The 15,725-nt window shown below is 64.5% G+C and carries 14 protein-coding genes and 1 pseudogene; 1 reads left to right on the forward strand and 14 read right to left on the reverse strand.

Annotated features, from left to right (window positions below; translation table 11 throughout):
• Positions 1 to 162 precede the first annotated feature (162 nt).
• From FJW04_RS28985 to FJW04_RS29005, 5 genes are all read right to left on the reverse strand, one after another.
• The gene (locus tag FJW04_RS28985) at positions 163 to 2,304 is read right to left on the reverse strand and encodes a sodium-translocating pyrophosphatase (RefSeq protein ID WP_015318236.1); all 2,142 of its coding nucleotides are present in this window, start codon (positions 2,302 to 2,304) and stop codon (positions 163 to 165) included.
• Positions 2,305 to 2,567: 263 nt separating this feature from the next.
• Complete coding sequence (locus FJW04_RS28990) at positions 2,568 to 3,317, reverse strand: ABC transporter permease (protein WP_140718221.1); 750 nt, start codon at positions 3,315 to 3,317, stop codon at positions 2,568 to 2,570.
• Positions 3,314 to 4,252 carry an ABC transporter ATP-binding protein gene (locus FJW04_RS28995; RefSeq protein ID WP_140718223.1) on the reverse strand — a complete coding sequence of 313 codons (939 nt, stop codon included), beginning with the start codon at positions 4,250 to 4,252 and terminating at the stop codon, positions 3,314 to 3,316. Before FJW04_RS28995 ends, FJW04_RS28990 begins: the two co-directional genes overlap by 4 nt.
• Positions 4,249 to 5,412, reverse strand: coding sequence for an ABC transporter permease (locus FJW04_RS29000; protein WP_140617052.1), 1,164 nt, complete (start codon positions 5,410 to 5,412; stop codon positions 4,249 to 4,251). Before FJW04_RS29000 ends, FJW04_RS28995 begins: the two co-directional genes overlap by 4 nt.
• 36 nt (positions 5,413 to 5,448) lie before the next feature.
• Positions 5,449 to 6,360 carry an ABC transporter substrate-binding protein gene (locus FJW04_RS29005; RefSeq protein ID WP_140718225.1) on the reverse strand — a complete coding sequence of 304 codons (912 nt, stop codon included), beginning with the start codon at positions 6,358 to 6,360 and terminating at the stop codon, positions 5,449 to 5,451.
• A gap of 215 nt (positions 6,361 to 6,575) precedes the next feature.
• Here FJW04_RS29005 and FJW04_RS29010 point away from each other — a divergent pair, with 215 nt between their 5' ends.
• Positions 6,576 to 7,148 (forward strand): NADPH-dependent FMN reductase, encoded by a 573-nt coding sequence (locus FJW04_RS29010; protein ID WP_023773263.1) that lies wholly within the window; start codon positions 6,576 to 6,578, stop codon positions 7,146 to 7,148.
• A 14-nt stretch (positions 7,149 to 7,162) separates the two neighbouring features.
• Here the strand turns inward: FJW04_RS29010 and FJW04_RS29015 are convergent.
• The 9 genes and pseudogenes from FJW04_RS29015 to FJW04_RS29055 all read right to left on the reverse strand — a co-directional run bounded on the left by FJW04_RS29015 (position 7,163) and on the right by FJW04_RS29055 (position 15,678).
• A pseudogene (locus FJW04_RS29015) lies at positions 7,163 to 8,370 on the reverse strand (MFS transporter).
• Positions 8,367 to 8,867, reverse strand: coding sequence for a transcription antitermination factor NusB (gene nusB / locus FJW04_RS29020; RefSeq protein ID WP_015318243.1), 501 nt, complete (start codon positions 8,865 to 8,867; stop codon positions 8,367 to 8,369). The pseudogene FJW04_RS29015 and the gene nusB overlap by 4 nt, the downstream one beginning before the upstream one ends.
• Entirely contained in the window at positions 8,864 to 9,358 is a 495-nt protein-coding gene (gene ribH / locus FJW04_RS29025) for a 6,7-dimethyl-8-ribityllumazine synthase (RefSeq protein ID WP_140617055.1), read from the reverse strand. Before ribH ends, nusB begins: the two co-directional genes overlap by 4 nt.
• 108 nt (positions 9,359 to 9,466) lie before the next feature.
• Positions 9,467 to 10,084: a riboflavin synthase gene (locus FJW04_RS29030; RefSeq protein ID WP_140617056.1), complete on the reverse strand. Its 618-nt coding sequence runs from the start codon at positions 10,082 to 10,084 to the stop codon at positions 9,467 to 9,469.
• A 6-nt stretch (positions 10,085 to 10,090) separates the two neighbouring features.
• Positions 10,091 to 11,227, reverse strand: a complete 1,137-nt coding sequence (ribD, locus tag FJW04_RS29035) for a bifunctional diaminohydroxyphosphoribosylaminopyrimidine deaminase/5-amino-6-(5-phosphoribosylamino)uracil reductase RibD (protein WP_140718227.1) — start codon at positions 11,225 to 11,227, stop codon at positions 10,091 to 10,093.
• A 2-nt stretch (positions 11,228 to 11,229) separates the two neighbouring features.
• A complete protein-coding gene (gene nrdR, locus FJW04_RS29040) occupies positions 11,230 to 11,709 on the reverse strand; it encodes a transcriptional regulator NrdR (RefSeq protein ID WP_140718229.1) in 480 nt (159 codons plus the stop codon).
• 158 nt (positions 11,710 to 11,867) lie between these two features.
• A complete protein-coding gene (locus tag FJW04_RS29045; protein ID WP_246674059.1) occupies positions 11,868 to 12,449 on the reverse strand; it encodes a hypothetical protein in 582 nt (193 codons plus the stop codon).
• Between the two features lie 94 nt (positions 12,450 to 12,543).
• Positions 12,544 to 13,857, reverse strand: a complete 1,314-nt coding sequence (glyA, locus tag FJW04_RS29050) for a serine hydroxymethyltransferase (protein WP_140718233.1) — start codon at positions 13,855 to 13,857, stop codon at positions 12,544 to 12,546.
• A gap of 180 nt (positions 13,858 to 14,037) precedes the next feature.
• Complete coding sequence (locus tag FJW04_RS29055; RefSeq protein ID WP_140718235.1) at positions 14,038 to 15,678, reverse strand: Na+/H+ antiporter; 1,641 nt, start codon at positions 15,676 to 15,678, stop codon at positions 14,038 to 14,040.
• Between the last annotated feature and the right edge of the window lie 47 nt (positions 15,679 to 15,725).

Below are 15,725 nucleotides of genomic sequence, written 5' to 3' on the forward strand. Positions count from 1 at the left end.
GGAACAAGCTGATCCAACGTTACCATCTCGAGCGCGGTCTGTTCAGGGGCGGGTCGCTTCAACATGACCCAGTGAATCAAAAACCCCCGGCAAAAGCCAGGGGTTTGTCAGCAGTCTGACCCGCGGGGATCGCTCCCCGCGGGTTTTTTCAACCGCTCCCGCTCAGCCGTGCGCGAGCACGGCCAGCAACAGGAGCGCCACGATGTTGGTGATCTTGATCGCCGGGTTGACCGCCGGGCCGGCGGTGTCCTTGTAGGGATCACCGACGGTGTCGCCGGTCACCGAAGCCTTGTGTGCCTCGGAGCCCTTGAGGTGCTTGACGCCGTCCTTGTCGGTGAACCCGTCCTCGAACGACTTCTTGGCGTTGTCCCAGGCGCCGCCGCCCGAGGTCATCGAGATGGCGACGAACAGGCCATTGACGATGACGCCGAGCAGCGAGGCGCCGAGCGCGGCGAAGGCGGACGCCTTCGAGCCCGAGATCAGCAGCACGCCGAAATAGACGACGAGCGGCGCCAGCACAGGCAGCAGCGACGGGATGATCATCTCCCGGATCGCCGCCTTGGTCAGGAGGTCGACCGCACGCGCATAGTTCGGCTTGGACGTGCCGGCCATGATGCCCGGATCCTCGCGGAACTGCTTGCGCACCTCCTCGACGATGGCGCCCGCCGCGCGGCCGACCGCCGTCATGGCGATGCCGCCGAACAGATAGGGGATCAAGCCACCGAAGATCAGGCCGGCGACGACGTAAGGGTTGGAGAGATCGAAGGAGATTTCGCCCATGCCCTGGAAGTAGGGATATTTGTCGCCATTGGCGGCGAAGAACTTCAGGTCGTTCGAGTAGGCCGCGAACAGCACCAGCGCGCCGAGGCCAGCCGAACCGATGGCGTAGCCCTTGGTCACCGCCTTGGTGGTGTTGCCGACGGCGTCGAGCGCATCGGTGGAGTGGCGCACTTCCTTGGGAAGGCCCGCCATTTCGGCAATGCCGCCGGCATTGTCGGTGACCGGGCCGAAGGCGTCGAGCGCCACGATCATGCCGGCGAGGCCGAGCATGGTGGTGACGGCGATCGCCGTGCCGAACAAGCCGCCGAGCTGGTAGGTGGCTATGATGCCGCCGACGATGACGATTGCCGGCAGTGCCGTCGATTCCAGCGAGACCGCGAGGCCCTGGATGACGTTGGTGCCGTGGCCGGTCACCGACGCCTGGGCGATGGAGTTGACCGGGCGCTTGTTGGTGCCGGTGTAGTACTCGGTGATCACCACGATCAACCCGGTCACCACGAGGCCGATCAGGCCGCAGATGAACAGGTTCTTGCCGGTGATCGTCATGCCGGCGACGGTGCCGACCTCGCCCCAGCCGAGCGTGGCCGAAGTGGCGACGCCGAGGCCGACGATCGACAGCAGGCCGGTCACGATCAGGCCCTTGTAGAGCGCGCCCATGATCGAGCCGTTGGAGCCGAGCTTGACGAAGAAGGTGCCGACGATCGAGGTCAGGATGCAGGCGCCGCAGATGGCGAGCGGATACAGCATCGCCGCACCGAGGACAGCGGTGCCACCGAAGAAAATGGCGGCCAGAACCATGGTGGCGACAACCGTCACCGCATAGGTTTCGAACAGGTCGGCGGCCATGCCGGCGCAATCGCCGACATTATCGCCAACATTGTCGGCGATGGTGGCCGGGTTGCGCGGATCATCCTCCGGAATACCGGCTTCGACCTTGCCGACCAGGTCGCCGCCGACATCGGCGCCCTTGGTGAAGATGCCGCCGCCGAGACGGGCGAAGATCGAGATCAGCGAGGCGCCGAAGCCGAGCGAGACCAACGAGTCGATGACGATACGATCGTTGGGCTGAAGACCCATGAAATGGGTCAGGACGAGATAATAGATGGAGACGCCCAGCAGAGCGAGGCCGGCCACCAGCATGCCGGTGATGGCGCCCGACTTGAAAGCGATGTCGAGGCCGGCGGCGAGGCTGTTGGAAGCCGCTTGCGCGGTGCGTACATTGGCCCGCACCGAAACATGCATGCCGATGAAGCCGGCGGCACCCGACAGAACGGCGCCGATCAGGAAGCCGATGGCGGCGGTGATTGACAGCAGCCACCAGGCGAGCACGAGCACGACCACGCCGACGATGGCGATGGTGGTGTATTGGCGCGCCAGATAGGCCTGGGCGCCTTCGCGGATGGCGGCGGAGATTTCCTGCATGCGTGCATTGCCCTGATCGGCCGCGAGGACCGAACGTGTCGCCCAGATGGCGTATAGGATTGAAAGCAGGCCGCAGGCGATGACGGCGGAAATAATGGTCATTGCCGAATTTTCCTCGATTGTTGGCCCAAAAGAACCCCTCCCTGGGCCGTTGAGACAAAGAACGGATTCCGCGCGCGGAATCCGCCTCTTCGCATCGGTGTATGCGAAACAGGGCCGCGAACGTCAAGATATTGTTCGGTTTTTGCCCGGCTTTCGCCCAAAAGACAAAACCCGCGACGGCAGAGCCGAAAGGGCCTTGGATTTAGATCGATTGAAATCGCGCTAGGGAACCATCCGGGGCAAGACCTCCGTCTCCCCGAGGATCATTCCGCTTCGCGACCCATCCGGCGCGCCGTGTAGCGCTCTACCGCCGACAGTCCGTCATAGATCAGCACGGCAAGGGCCGCCACGATCAGGCCGCCCTGCAGGATGAAGGCGAGATTGTTTGATAGCAGGCCGGCGATGATCACCTCGCCGAGTGTCTTGGCGGCCACCGTCGAGCCGATGGTGGCCGTGGCCAGGCTGATCACCACGGAGAGCCTTATGCCGCCAAGGATGATCGGTGCACTGAGCGGCAACTCGACCTTGGTGAGCCTTTGCCAGCCGGTCATGCCGGCGCCACGCGCCGCCTCGACGACGTTAGCCGGCAGCGTCGTCAACCCGGTCAGTGCGTTCTCGAAGATCGGCAGCAGTCCATAGAGAAACAGCGCGATCAGCGTCGGCTTCTCGCCGAAGCCGACTGCCGGCACGGCGAGCGCCAGCACCGCCACGGGCGGAAAGGTCTGGCCGATGTTGACCAGGCTGCGCGACAACGGCAGAAATTCGACGCCAGCCGGCCGGGTGACGAGGATGGCGAGCGCCACCGCGACGATGGTGGCGGCGACGGTCGCGATCAACACGGTGCGCAGATGCAGCAGCGTCAGCGTCAGCAGGCTGCCCTGATTGTAGATTACGGGAGCGTTGTTTTCGGTCAGCGGCTTCAGCAACGGCTCGAACCACCCCGGACTGGTGATGAAGGCAACAAGCAACACCACCAGCGCAAGCCTGAGCAGCAGCGGCAGCCAGGCCCTCATGCCGGCCTCGCCGCGCGCTTGATCAGTCCGTCGACGGTGACGCGGCCGATCGGCTTGCCGTCGGCACCCTTCACCGGCAGCGCCGGCCTGCCGGACCAGAGAAGTTCCGCGAGCGCGTCACGCTGGCTGGCGTCGCCGGGGATCGCCTCGCCTTCGGCGCCGCCCTGCTCCACCGCATCGCGTACCCGCCCCAGCGACAGTAGCCTGAATGGTTTTTCGCTGGCTCCGACCAGGGTTTCGACAAAGCTGCTGGCTGGGTTCGCCAGGATCTCCGCCGGCCTTGCATATTGCACGAGCTTGCCGGCATCCATCACCGCGATCTTGTCCCCCATGTGCACGGCCTCCTCCATGTCATGAGTGACGAGGATGATGGTGGTGCCGAAGCGCTTCTGGATTGCCAGCAGATCTTCTTGCGCCTTGGTGCGGATGATCGGGTCGAGTGCGCCGAACGGCTCGTCCATCAACAGCACGTTGGGTTCGGCGGCGAGCGCGCGGGCAACGCCGACGCGCTGCTGCTGGCCGCCGGACAGTTCATGCGGGTAGCGCGGCCCAAATTCCTGGGGGTCGAGTTGGTAGAGCGTCATCAGCTCGTCGACGCGGGACTTGATGCGTGCCTTTTCCCAGCCAAGCAGCACCGGCACGGTAGCGATGTTCTGCGCCACCGTGCGATGCGGAAACAGGCCGTGGCCCTGGATGGCGTAGCCGATGCTGCGGCGTAGTTCGTACCCCGGCACCGATCGGTTGTCGGCACCATCGAGCTTGATGACGCCGGCGGTCGGTTCGACCAGCCGATTGATCATGCGCAGCAGCGTCGTCTTGCCGGACCCCGAGGTGCCAACAATGACGCAGACCGTACGCGGCTCGACGACCATCGAGACGTCGTCGACGACAGTGGTCGCGTCATAGCGCTTGGTGATGCCTTCGATTTCGATCATGCCGTTTCAACCCTGCGCTTGGTGGCGGTCATTTCGATCACGGCGTCGAGGATGATGGCGGCGGCAAAGGCGAGTGCCACGGTCGGCACTGCGCCAAGCAGCACCAGGTCCATCGCCGTCTGGCCGACACCCTGGAAGACGAACACGCCGAAACCGCCGCCGCCGATCAGCGCGGCGATGGTGGCAAGGCCTATATTCTGCACCAGCACAATGCGGATGCCGGTGAGGATCACCGGAAAGGCCAGCGGAAACTCCACACCGAACAGGCGCTGGCGGTCCGTCATGCCCATGCCCCGCGCCGCGTCATTGGCGGCACGCGGCACGCCGGCAAGGCCGACCACGGTGTTGGCCACCACCGGCAGCAGCGAATAGAGGAACAGGGCGACGAAGGCGGGCGCCGTGCCGATGCCCCTGATACCGAGCGCGGCGGCCCCCGGAACGTGGGCCGCGACCCAGCCAAGCGGCGCGATCAGCAGTCCGAACAGCGCGATCGAGGGAATGGTCTGGATGATGTTCAAGACGTTGAGGACGCCGGCCCGCAGGCTCTCGACACGGTGGCACAGGATGCCGAGCGGCAGGCCGACGATCACGGCGGCAAGCAACGAGCCGAGAGCAAGGGTCACATGCTTGGAGCCTTCGGCCCAAAAGCTGTCGGCGCGGTTGGAGTATTCCTTGAGGATCGAGAGGCTGTCCCAGCGTCCCGAAATCAGCAGCAAGCCGATGGCCAGCGCCGCAACGACAAGCACGCCGACGCGCGCCGAGGGCGACAGGTTGAGCCGGGTCAGCACGTCGGCGAGCAACAGCGTGAAGGCGAAGATGAGAATCCAGAAGCCGGATGCCGGCGAGACCCGAGCAAAGGTATTGCCGGCTGGAGTGAGGAATGTGCCGGCGACGCCGATGAGCAGCGCCAGCGCGACAAGCGTCACGACGCTCGCTGCAAGGCGCAAGACGAGCGGCGTTTTGAGGAGCGCGATGATTGCCGCCGCGACAATGATTGCGAGCAGCAACGGCCCTATAGCCTGCGGCAGCGCCTCGACGATAGAGCGTGCCTGGCCGGGAACGATGCGGTTCGCGCGGAAGGTGGCGAATGGCGCGAGAAACGCGGCGTAAGCAGCGAGTGCAGCGATGACCACGCCGAGCTTATCGAAACGCGGGGTCATAAGGCGCCTCGCACTGACGTCGCTATCGACGCGCAGCTATTTCAAAAACCCGTTCTTCTTCAAAAAGTCCTCGGCGACGCCCTTGACCGGCTCGCCGCCGACCTGCACGCGGCCGTTCAGTTCCTGCAGCGTGACGAGATCGAGCTTGGCGAAGACCGGCTTCAGTAGCGTTTCGATCTCCGGGTGCTCCTTCAGCACGGATTCGCGGATGATCGGCGCCGGCTGATAGACCGGCTGCACGCCCTTGTCGTCAGTCAGCACCACGAGCCCCGATGGCGCGATGCCCCCGTCGGTGCCGTAGACCATGGCAGCATTGGCGCCGCTGGTCTGGTTGGCGGCGGCCGCGATGGTTGCCGCCGTATCGCCACCAGAGAGGGTGATCAGCTGGTCCGGCTTCAACGTGAAGCCGTAGGTAGTCTGGAAGGCCGGAAGGGCTGCCGCCGAATTGACGAACTCGGCGGAGGCCGCCAGGACCACCTTGCCGCCGCCGGCGACATATTTGCCGAAGTCCGACAGCGTGACGAGCTTGTTCTCGTCCGTCACTTCCTTGCGCAGGGCGATCGCCCAGGTGTTGTTGGCCGGTGCCGGTGACAGCCAGACGATCTTGTTGGCGTCGTAGTCAAGCTTCTTGGCCGTCTCATAGGCCTTGGCGGCATCCTTCCACACGGGATCATCGGCCTTCTCGAAGAAGAAGGCGGCGTTGCCGGTGTATTCGGGATAGATGTCGATCTCACCGGCGGTGATCGCCTTGCGCACCACGGGCGTGCCGCCGAGCTGGATGCGGTCCGTGGTCTTGATATTGTTGGCGTTGAGGACGAGCTGGATAATGTTGCCGAGCACGCCACCCTCGGTGTCAATCTTCGAGGAGACGACGACCTGAGCGCTCGCGGAAGCCGCCGTGATGGCGAGCGCGATTGCCGCGCTGGCCAGAACCTTGACTGAAAACATTGTGAAACCCCTTGCTGTAAACCGGAATGCGGTGGCCGCATATGAGCATGGCTTCAACGGCCAGTCGGGGCACACGGTTTCATAAGAAGGGGGACCAGCGCAATATTTTTGTTCCGGACGCGCCGATTTGGGCCTGGCGGCAACAGCGGGCTGGCGATTGGCCGCTATCGGGTGAATAATGCCACGAGGGTGGCGGCAAACACGGAGAGCGTGTCATGGCCATACACAAGGTCGGTTATCTCATCGGCAGCCTTGCCCAGGCATCCATCAACCGCAAGCTCGCGAAGGCGCTTGTTCAACTTGCCCCTCCCGAGCTCGAAATGACGGAAATCGGCTTCAAGGATCTGCCTCTCTACAGTTACGACTACGACGCCAATTTCCCGCCGGCCGCCCAGGCTTTCAAAAAGGCGATCGCCTCCGTCCAGGCCGTGCTGTTCGTCACCCCGGAGTATAATCGCTCGATCCCCGGCGGACTGAAGAACGCGATCGACTGGGCCAGCCGCCCCTACGGCAAGAATTCATTCGCGCGCAAACCGTCGGCCGTCATCGGAACATCGCCGGGCGCGATCGCGACCGCTGTCGCCCAACAAAGCCTGCGCAGCGTGCTGAGTTTCTGCAACTCACCGCAGATGAACGCGCCCGAAGCCTATATCCAGTTCACGCCGGGACTGATCACGGATGACGGCGAGGTGACGGTTGAATCCACTGAGGATTTCCTGCGCAATTACATGGCTGAGTTCCATATGTTCATAGCGCGGGTGCTTCAGGTTCTGCCGCCGGACGCATAGCTTTCGAATTCGCGTCAAGCCGGCCGCAAGCTTGTGATCTTCAGCGCGCCGAGTGCCACGAAGCAAAGTGCGGCGACCGGAAAGATCATCCAGTTGAGCATCGTCCAGCCCCAGGCGTTGTAGACCATGCCCGACATCAGCGACGCACAGGCGACGGAGCCGAACAGGACGAAGTCGTGGAAGCCCTGCACCTTGCCCTTTTCGGAAGGGTGGTAGCTGGCCGCCACCATGGCGGTGGCGCCGATGAAGCTGAAATTCCAGCCGAGGCCGAGCAGGATCAGCGCCGTCCAGAACTGCCACAGCGCCAGGCCCGACAAGGCAACGACGGCACAGCCGATCAGCAACAGCAGGCCGAGGGCGACAATGCGCTCGGCGCCGAAACGATGGATCAGCGAGCCGGTGAAGAAGCTTGGCCCGAACATCGCCATGACGTGCCAGGAGATGCCCAGCGTCGCATCGTCCTCCGACAGGCCGCAGCCCACCATGGCGAGCGGCGCGCCGGTCATGACGAAACTCATCAGCGCGTAGCTGCCGACGGCGCAGAAGAGCGCCGCGACGAAACGCGGCTTGGTGACGATTTCGGAAAGGGGTCGGGCATCGCCGTCGGCAACGTCCACCTTGCTCGCGGTCCTCGACGGCAAACGAAGGAACGACAGGATGACGGCGCCGACAGCCGCCAGCGGCAGGATCGAGGCGAAGGAACCGGCAAACATGGTGCGAATAATTCGCGCGTGAAGATGACGATCTGCGGCCCGACGATGGCGGTGATGATGCCACCGGCGAGCACGAAGGAGATGGCGCGGGCCTTGAACGCCGGCGGCGCGTTGTCGGCCGCGGCAAAACGGAACTGCTGGACGAAGGCGCCGCCGACACCGATGACGAGCAACGCGAACGCGAACAGCCAAAAGCTGCCGTGGAATAGAGCCAGGGTGGCGACCAGCCCGCCGAGCGCGGTGACCACGGTTCCGGTCATGAAACCGCCACGCTGCCCCAGCCAGCGGATAATGGCGGCCGCGGGCAAGGCGCCTAGCGCCACACCGAGATTGAAGCCGGTGATCGGCGCGGTCGCCAGGGATTTGTCGGCGCCGAGCAGATATTGCCCGGCCAGCGCGCCCATGGAAATGGCGATGGGAGCCGCCGAGCCGATGATCGCCTGCGAGGCAGCGAGGATCAGCGCGGTGCGCCGCGCCTCCTTGCCCGCCTCGACGGCGATGGCGGTCACGAAGCGTCCTTGCCGCGTCCCTCGCCACGCACCCGGCGTGACACGCGGTCGAGCACGGCATTGACCAGCTTCGGCTCGTCTTCTTCGTAGAAGGCCTTGGCGATGTCGACATATTCGGTGACGATGACCGCGACAGGAACGTCCTCGCGCTTCATCAGTTCGTAGACGCCCGCGCGAAGGATGGCACGCAGCGTCGAATCGAGGCGCGACAGCGGCCAGTCGTCGGTCAGCGCCTGGCGGATGATCGGATCGATGGTCTTCTGGTTCTCGACGACGCCGGTCAGGATGGCGCGAAACCACTGCGCGTCCGCCTCGCGATAGAGCGCGCCGTCGACTTCCTTGCCGAGACGGAACGCCTCGTACTCGGCGGTGATCTCGAACACGCCGCTGCCGGCGACATCCATCTGATAGAGCGCCTGCACGGCGGCCAGACGGGCAGCGCCGCGCTTGTTGGCGTGGCGCACCGCAGGCTGTCCGGGCGAAGCGGGTTCGCTCACGATTGCGCTCCCAGTTGTTCCTTCAACGCGATCATGGTCAGCGCCGCGCGCGCGGCAAAGCCGCCCTTGTCGCCTTCGGAGCGCTTGGCCCGCGTCCACGCCTGCACATCGTTCTCGGTGGTCAGGATACCGTTGCCGATGCAGACCGAGTCCTGCACGGACAGGTCCATGAGCGCACGGCTGGATTCATTGGCGACGATGTCGAAATGATAGGTATCGCCACGAATAATCGTGCCGAGGGCGACAAAACCGTCATAGCCCGTCCCGCCTTCGGCCATGCCGTCGAGCGCGAAGGTGATCACCGCGGGAATTTCAAGCGAACCGGGAACGGTGACGACGTCGTAAGTCGCGCCCGCTTCGTCGAGCGCGCTTGTCGCGCCATCGAGCAGTGCGTCGGCGAGGTCGTCGTGAAAGCGCGCCTCGATGACGAGGAGGTGAGCCTTCTTCTTGGGACGAATGAACGCCTTGCCGTGTTGGGATGTGCCAGCCATAGATGTCTCCGGAGTCGCCGGTGACTTAGGCCGAAGCCGGTTTGATCGCAAGCGGAAGATTGCCCGACGCGTATCAGCTTGCCGTGGGTCGGACTGTCCCGCAGGCGATCAAAGCCCCTCTTTCGCCGCCTCCGCCAGCCGGGCTGCGTAGCGGGCCATGGTATCGATCTCGAGATTGACGCGGTCGCCTGCCTTGCGCTCGCCCCAGGTGGTGACGGTCAGCGAATGATGGATCAACAGCACGTCGAAGCGGGTGCCCGCCACGCTGTTGACAGTGAGCGAGGTGCCATCCAGCGCCACGGAGCCTTTCGGCGCGATGAATTTCGCCAGATCGCGCGGCGCTTCGAGTGTGAAGCGCACCGCATCGCCCTCGTCCCTGCGTTCAACGATCTCTGCGGTACCGTCGACATGGCCCGAAACGATGTGGCCGCCAAGCTCGTCGCCGATCTTCAGCGCCCGCTCCAGATTGATTCTGGTGCCCGATTTCCAACCGGCCGCCGTCGTCAGCCTGAGCGCCTCCTCCCAGGCCTCGACCTCGAACCAGCGCGCGTTCGAGCCGCTGTCGGGCAAAGCGGTGACCGTCAGGCAGACGCCACCGCAGGAAATCGAGGCGCCGATGGCGATGGTCTCGGGATCATAGGCGGTGTCGATGCGCAGTCCCACCCCTTCCCGCAGCGGCTTGGTGGCGGCCACGGTGCCGATATCGGTGACAATCCCGGTAAACATTGATCGCTATCCCTGAAAATCCCTGATCCATTCGGCGTAACCGTCTTCGCCGAACCGCATCTCGCGCAGCTTGCGAAAACCCGCCGGAATATGGTCAGCGTCGACAGGCGATGCAATGCCGTCTTGGCCGATCGCTTCCGGTCCCTGGAACAGCACGATGCGGTCGACCAGCCCGTCGGCCAGGAAGGCGCTCGCCACCTTGGCGCCGCCCTCGACCAGCACGCTTGCCATGCCAAGCGCCGCCAAATCCTCGAGCAGCTCCGGCAATGCGACGCCGCCCTCGTGCGTCTCCGTACCGATGAAGCGCACGCCGGCGCGCTCGAGCACGGCCCGGCGCTGCGGATCTGCCTCCAGGCAAGCCGCCACATAAAGAGGTACGCGATCGACGCCCGACACCAGCTTCGAGCCCTCCGGCAGCCTGATCTGGCGGTCGAGCACGATGCGTGCCGGCGAGCGGTTCTCCAGTCCGGGCAAACGCACCGTCAGCGCCGGATCATCTTCCAGCGCCGTGCCGATGCCGACCAAGATGGCGTCCGCCTCGGCGCGCATGAGGTAGACTTCGCGGCGCGCCATGTCGCCTGTTATCGCGACCTGGCCGGCGCCTTCCCTGCCGATCTTGCCGTCGCTGGAAAGCGCAAGCTTCAGAATTACTTCCGGGCGCTTTCTCAGAGAGCGAATCAAATAGCCCGCCATCTGTTCGGCAGCTTCCGTGGCGAGGACCTTTTCGACCACTTCGACACCGGCCTCGCGCAGGATGGTGTAACCCTTGCCGGAGACCCGCGGATCGGGATCACTGGCGGCACCCACGACACGCGCGATGCCGGCATTGACCAGCGCGTTGGCACAAGGCGGTGTGCGGCCGTGATGGGCGCAAGGCTCGAGCGTGACATAGGCGGTTGCGCCACGCGCGAGTTCGCCGGCCTCGGCAAGCGCCTCGGTCTCGGCGTGCGGCCGGCCGCCGACGGCGGTGACGCCGGTACCGACGATCATCGGCCCGGTCCCATCATCGCGCACGATCAGCGTGCCGACGGAAGGGTTGGTCGAGGTGCGTCCGGCGTTCTTGCGCGACAGCCGCAAGGCCGCGGCCATGAAACGGCGGTCAGGGGCCGCTTGTTCGGCCTCGCTGCGTTGCGGTGCTGCCATGCTCAGCCGGCGTCCTCTTCGCTCTTTTCTTCGTCCCCCTTCAGCTCGCCGAGCAGCTCGTGGAAATCCTTGGCCTCACGGAAATTGCGATAGACCGAGGCGAAACGCACATAGGCGACATCGTCGAGCGATTTCAGCGCATCCATGACCAGCCGGCCGACCTCACCCGAGGCCACTTCCGTTTCGCCGGAGCTTTCCAGTTGGCGCACGATCCCGGTCACCGCGCGATCGATGCGCTCGGGATCGACATTGCGCTTGCGCACCGCGATCTCGACCGAGCGCAACAGCTTGTCGCGGGCGAACGGCACTTTTCGTCCCGACTTCTTGACCACGACGAGGTCGCGCAACTGCACGCGCTCGAACGTCGTGAAACGGCCGCCGCAATCGGGGCAGACACGCCGCCGGCGGATCGCCGCGCCATCCTCGGCGGGGCGCGAATCCTTCACCTGCGTATCTTCGGACTGGCAATAGGGACAGCGCATGGAGAGCCTTGGGTTCGCGAATCTGGTGGGGTGAAAGGCTTAGAACCTTTCCGGTGCGGATTGAAGCAGTTCCGCTTTTCCACGGCCTGCCGTACCTCAGAGATAGCGAGGCGCGAGGAAGATTGCCAGCACGGCAAGCAGTTGCGCCGGCCAGCCCGCTATGGCGCCACGTCCTTGGTTGGAAAGCCACAAGACGCGCCGAGATTGCGATAGGCCTTTGTAAAACCGTCCATCGGAATGCTGGCGACAGCCTGCTTGCCGAAAGCCACATCGAGCGAGGTAACCTGGCGCATGGCCCGCAGCAGCGCAAGACTGGTCTTGGCCTGGTTGTCGATCGTCCAGCTCGGACGGCCGTTGACGGCGTCATTGGAATAGACAGCCGTCGAAACCTTGACGCCGGGATCGCCGAAAGTCGCCGCGATCTTCTTGCCGGTTAGCAGGCTCTTGTTGTCGATGGTGATCAAGATTGCCGGATAAGCATCGGGCGGCAGCGCGTCGCCGGTCGAGATCGACAATGTCAGCGTGCCCGAATTGCCACTCGCATCGAAGAAGGCTGTGGAAGCCGCGCAGGTCTTGTGCGCGTCCTGGCCGGTGTCGAGCGTATCGACCATTGTCGTCCACCGGCCGAAAGTGCTGGTGGCAGGCATGTCCGCGGCGGGCTGCGTCTGCGCCAAAACGGGGCCGCAGGCGGCCAGCCAACCGAAGGCGCCGAGAGAAGCAAGACAGAAATTGCGCATCATCAATTCTCCGGTTCGATGCGTCACCCGATCAGGGGTGACGCGATGCCGGTGGATAAAAGATGACGCTTCGCGCCCGGTCAACCGAGATAAGCGATCAACCGAGATAGGGATAGAGGGGGAATCGATCGGTCAATGCGACGACCTTGGCCTTGACCGCCGCCTCGACCGCGGCATTGCCTTCGTCGGAATTGGCGACCTTGAGCCCATCCAGCACCTCGGCGATCAGCTTGCCGATCTCGCGGAACTCGGCCTGGCCGAAGCCGCGCGTGGTGCCGGCGGGCGTGCCGAGCCGCACGCCAGAGGTAACGAAGGGCTTCTCTGGATCGAAGGGGATGCCGTTCTTGTTGCAGGTGATGTTGGCGCGGCCAAGGGCCGCCTCGGCGCGCTTGCCGGTGGCGTTCTTGGGCCTGAGATCAACCAGCATCAGGTGGTTGTCGGTGCCGCCGGAGACGATGTCGAGGCCCGTTTCCTTGAGGCTGGAGGCAAGCGCCTTGGCGTTGGCGGCCACGCTTTCGGCATAGACCTTGAAGCTCGGCTTCAACGCTTCGCCGAAGGCTACCGCCTTGGCGGCGATGACATGCATCAGCGGTCCGCCCTGCAGGCCGGGGAACACCGCCGAGTTCATCTTCTTGGCGATATCCTCATCATTGCACAGGATCATGCCGCCGCGCGGGCCGCGCAGCGATTTGTGCGTGGTGGTCGTCACCACATGGGCGTGCGGCAGGGGCGAGGGATGCACACCGCCGGCAACGAGGCCCGCAATGTGCGCCATGTCGACCATCAGATAGGCGCCGACGGCGTCGGCGATCTCGCGAAAACGCTTCCAGTCCCAGATGCGCGAATAGGCTGTGCCGCCGGCCAGGATCAGCTTCGGCTTGGTCTCGTGCGCGGTCTTTTCGATGGCGTCCATGTCAAGCAGATGGTCGTCCTTGCGCACGCCATAGGAGACGACCTTGAACCACTTGCCGCTCATGTTGACCGGCGAGCCATGGGTGAGATGTCCGCCGGAATTGAGGTCGAGGCCCATGAAAGTGTCGCCGGGCTGCAGCAGCGCCAGGAACACCGCCTGGTTCATCTGGCTGCCGGAATTCGGCTGGACGTTGGCGAAGTTACAACCGAACAGTTTTTTCGCACGCTCGATGGCCAGTTCCTCGGCCAGGTCGACGAACTGGCAGCCGCCATAGTAGCGCTTGCCCGGATAGCCCTCGGCATATTTGTTGGTCATGATCGACCCCTGCGCCTCGAGCACGGCGCGCGAGACGATGTTTTCGGAGGCGATCAGTTCGATCTCGTGGCGCTGGCGACCGAGCTCGTTGCGGATGGCGCCGAAGATCTCCGGATCGGCATCTTCCAAAGTGGTTTCGAAGAAGGATTCGAATTTGTTGGACGCCGCCGCTGCTGTTGCCATGGCCTGAGTTCCCCTAGGGTTGGAAGGGCAAATTCGTGCACGCCGTCGTCCCGAACCACTCAACGGCCTTGGGCGACATGCATTGCGTTCGCGGGGCCATTAACACAGTTGTTTTGGGCTCGCCACGTTTGCAGCGCGAAATTTGCTGGCCGGTTTGCGCCAACGGATCGCGGCGGATCGCTATTTCCTGTCCCGCCGCTGCTTCAACAAGGCCTCGGTCAAGGTGATTTCAGAAAACAGCGCGCGCATTGTGTGATCGTTGATCTCCTGGCTGCGGAACATGGCGCGCAGCGCGGAGCGCTCGGCTTCGATGCCGGCCGCCCTGAGTTCCAGTTCCAGCCTGCCGGCCTCGCGAGCCTCGGCACGGGCCTCGTCGGCTTCGTCCGAAGCCGCGATGCGTCTACGATAACCTGCCACGATGCTGTCGGCGACGGCCAGCCGAGCCTGGACCGCTTCGCCCTCGCCCGCCTCATTGGCGATGCTCTCGATCCTGGCGATCGCCGCATTGGCGGCGCCCACGCGCGCCCGGCGCTCTTCCGCCGCCGCCGGATCCTTGCCCGGCTCGACCAGCCCCCGCGCTATCCTGGGCAAGGCAAGGCTGGCGATCAGAAGCGAGCAGATGATGACGCCGGCGGCAAGGAAGATCACCACATCGCGTGCCGGAAAGGGAGAGCCGTCCTGCAAAGCGAGCGGCAATGACAGGATGCCCGCCAATGTGATGGCGCCGCGCACGCCGGCCACGGAGCCGGCAAGCCGGACGCGAAATCCGAACGGCTCGGCCTCGCGTTTGCCGATGCGCGCCGCGATCGCCTGGGCGATGTCGCCGACCCAGATCCACAGGAAGCGCAGTCCGATCAGGCAGAGCGTCAGGATCAGCACCGTCGCCACCGGCTCGATCAGCCAATGACGGCTGGACAGTTCCGGTGGGACCTTGCGGATGATGTCGGGAAGCTGCAGGCCGAGCAGGATGAACAGAGCGCCATTGAAGACGAAAGTGAGCGTCGCCCAAAGCGACAGGGTCTGCATGCGCGCCGACACACCGAGGAAGCGGTACATGCCGGAAACCCCAGTCAACAGGCCGGCAGTGACCGCCGCCAGGATGCCCGAAGCGCCGACATGCTCGGCGCCGAGATAGGCGACGAAAGGCAGCAGGATCATGACGAGAACCTGCGCCTCCGCTGGCACGCCGCCGATGCGGTTGAGCAGCTGCAGCGCTTTGGCGGCGATAAACAGCGCCGCGACACCGGCCAGGATGCCGGCGGCGACGGCGTAGAGGAAGCTGAGCGAGGCTCCCGCGAAGGAGAAGCTGCCGGTCAATGCCGCCGCCACCGCAAAGCGGAACATGACCAGGCCCGACGCGTCGTTGAGCAGCGACTCGCCCTCCAATATGTGCATCAGCCGGGACGGAACCACATTCCTGTCGACGATCGCGGACACCGCCACGGCGTCGGTCGGCGACAGCACGGCAGCCAGCGCGAATGCGACGACGAGCGGAATGCTCGGCACCAGCCAATGCAAGGCATAGCCGAAGCCGACAATGGTGAAGAAGACGAGCCCGACGGCGAGATCGAGTATGGGTCCGCGCAAGGCGACGAGTTCGCGCTTGGGCGCCGCGAAGGCGTCGCCGAACAGGAGCGGCGGGATGAACACCAGCAGAAAAAGCTCCGGATCTATCTCGACATGCAGGCCCTTGGCCGGCCAGGCAAGGGCCGCGCCGATGGCGATCTGCAGCACCGGCAGCGGCACCCGAACCAGCCGGACGAGCGCGCCCGACAGCGCAACGAAGACGAGCACGACGAGAATGAAGATGGCGACGTCCATGGCACGATCCCGGCTGTTTGCCGACCATCGCCAATCGCCTGAGCTTC

The organism is Mesorhizobium sp. B2-7-3, from assembly GCF_006440715.1.
Taxonomy (GTDB): domain Bacteria; phylum Pseudomonadota; class Alphaproteobacteria; order Rhizobiales; family Rhizobiaceae; genus Mesorhizobium; species Mesorhizobium australicum.

What these genes read in the sequence shown, in the direction of transcription:
- FJW04_RS28985 (WP_015318236.1), bottom strand. Translation starts at nt 2,304, where the DNA reads ATGACCATTATTTCCGCCGTCATCGCCTGCGGCCTGCTTTCAATCCTA.
- FJW04_RS28990 (WP_140718221.1), bottom strand. Translation starts at nt 3,317, where the DNA reads ATGAGGGCCTGGCTGCCGCTGCTGCTCAGGCTTGCGCTGGTGGTGTTG.
- FJW04_RS28995 (WP_140718223.1), bottom strand. Translation starts at nt 4,252, where the DNA reads ATGATCGAAATCGAAGGCATCACCAAGCGCTATGACGCGACCACTGTC.
- FJW04_RS29000 (WP_140617052.1), bottom strand. Translation starts at nt 5,412, where the DNA reads ATGACCCCGCGTTTCGATAAGCTCGGCGTGGTCATCGCTGCACTCGCT.
- FJW04_RS29005 (WP_140718225.1), bottom strand. Translation starts at nt 6,360, where the DNA reads ATGTTTTCAGTCAAGGTTCTGGCCAGCGCGGCAATCGCGCTCGCCATC.
- FJW04_RS29010 (WP_023773263.1), top strand. Translation starts at nt 6,576, where the DNA reads ATGGCCATACACAAGGTCGGTTATCTCATCGGCAGCCTTGCCCAGGCA.
- ribH (WP_140617055.1), bottom strand. Translation starts at nt 9,358, where the DNA reads ATGGCTGGCACATCCCAACACGGCAAGGCGTTCATTCGTCCCAAGAAG.
- FJW04_RS29030 (WP_140617056.1), bottom strand. Translation starts at nt 10,084, where the DNA reads ATGTTTACCGGGATTGTCACCGATATCGGCACCGTGGCCGCCACCAAG.
- ribD (WP_140718227.1), bottom strand. Translation starts at nt 11,227, where the DNA reads ATGGCAGCACCGCAACGCAGCGAGGCCGAACAAGCGGCCCCTGACCGC.
- nrdR (WP_140718229.1), bottom strand. Translation starts at nt 11,709, where the DNA reads ATGCGCTGTCCCTATTGCCAGTCCGAAGATACGCAGGTGAAGGATTCG.
- FJW04_RS29045 (WP_246674059.1), bottom strand. Translation starts at nt 12,449, where the DNA reads ATGATGCGCAATTTCTGTCTTGCTTCTCTCGGCGCCTTCGGTTGGCTG.
- glyA (WP_140718233.1), bottom strand. Translation starts at nt 13,857, where the DNA reads ATGGCAACAGCAGCGGCGGCGTCCAACAAATTCGAATCCTTCTTCGAA.
- FJW04_RS29055 (WP_140718235.1), bottom strand. Translation starts at nt 15,678, where the DNA reads ATGGACGTCGCCATCTTCATTCTCGTCGTGCTCGTCTTCGTTGCGCTG.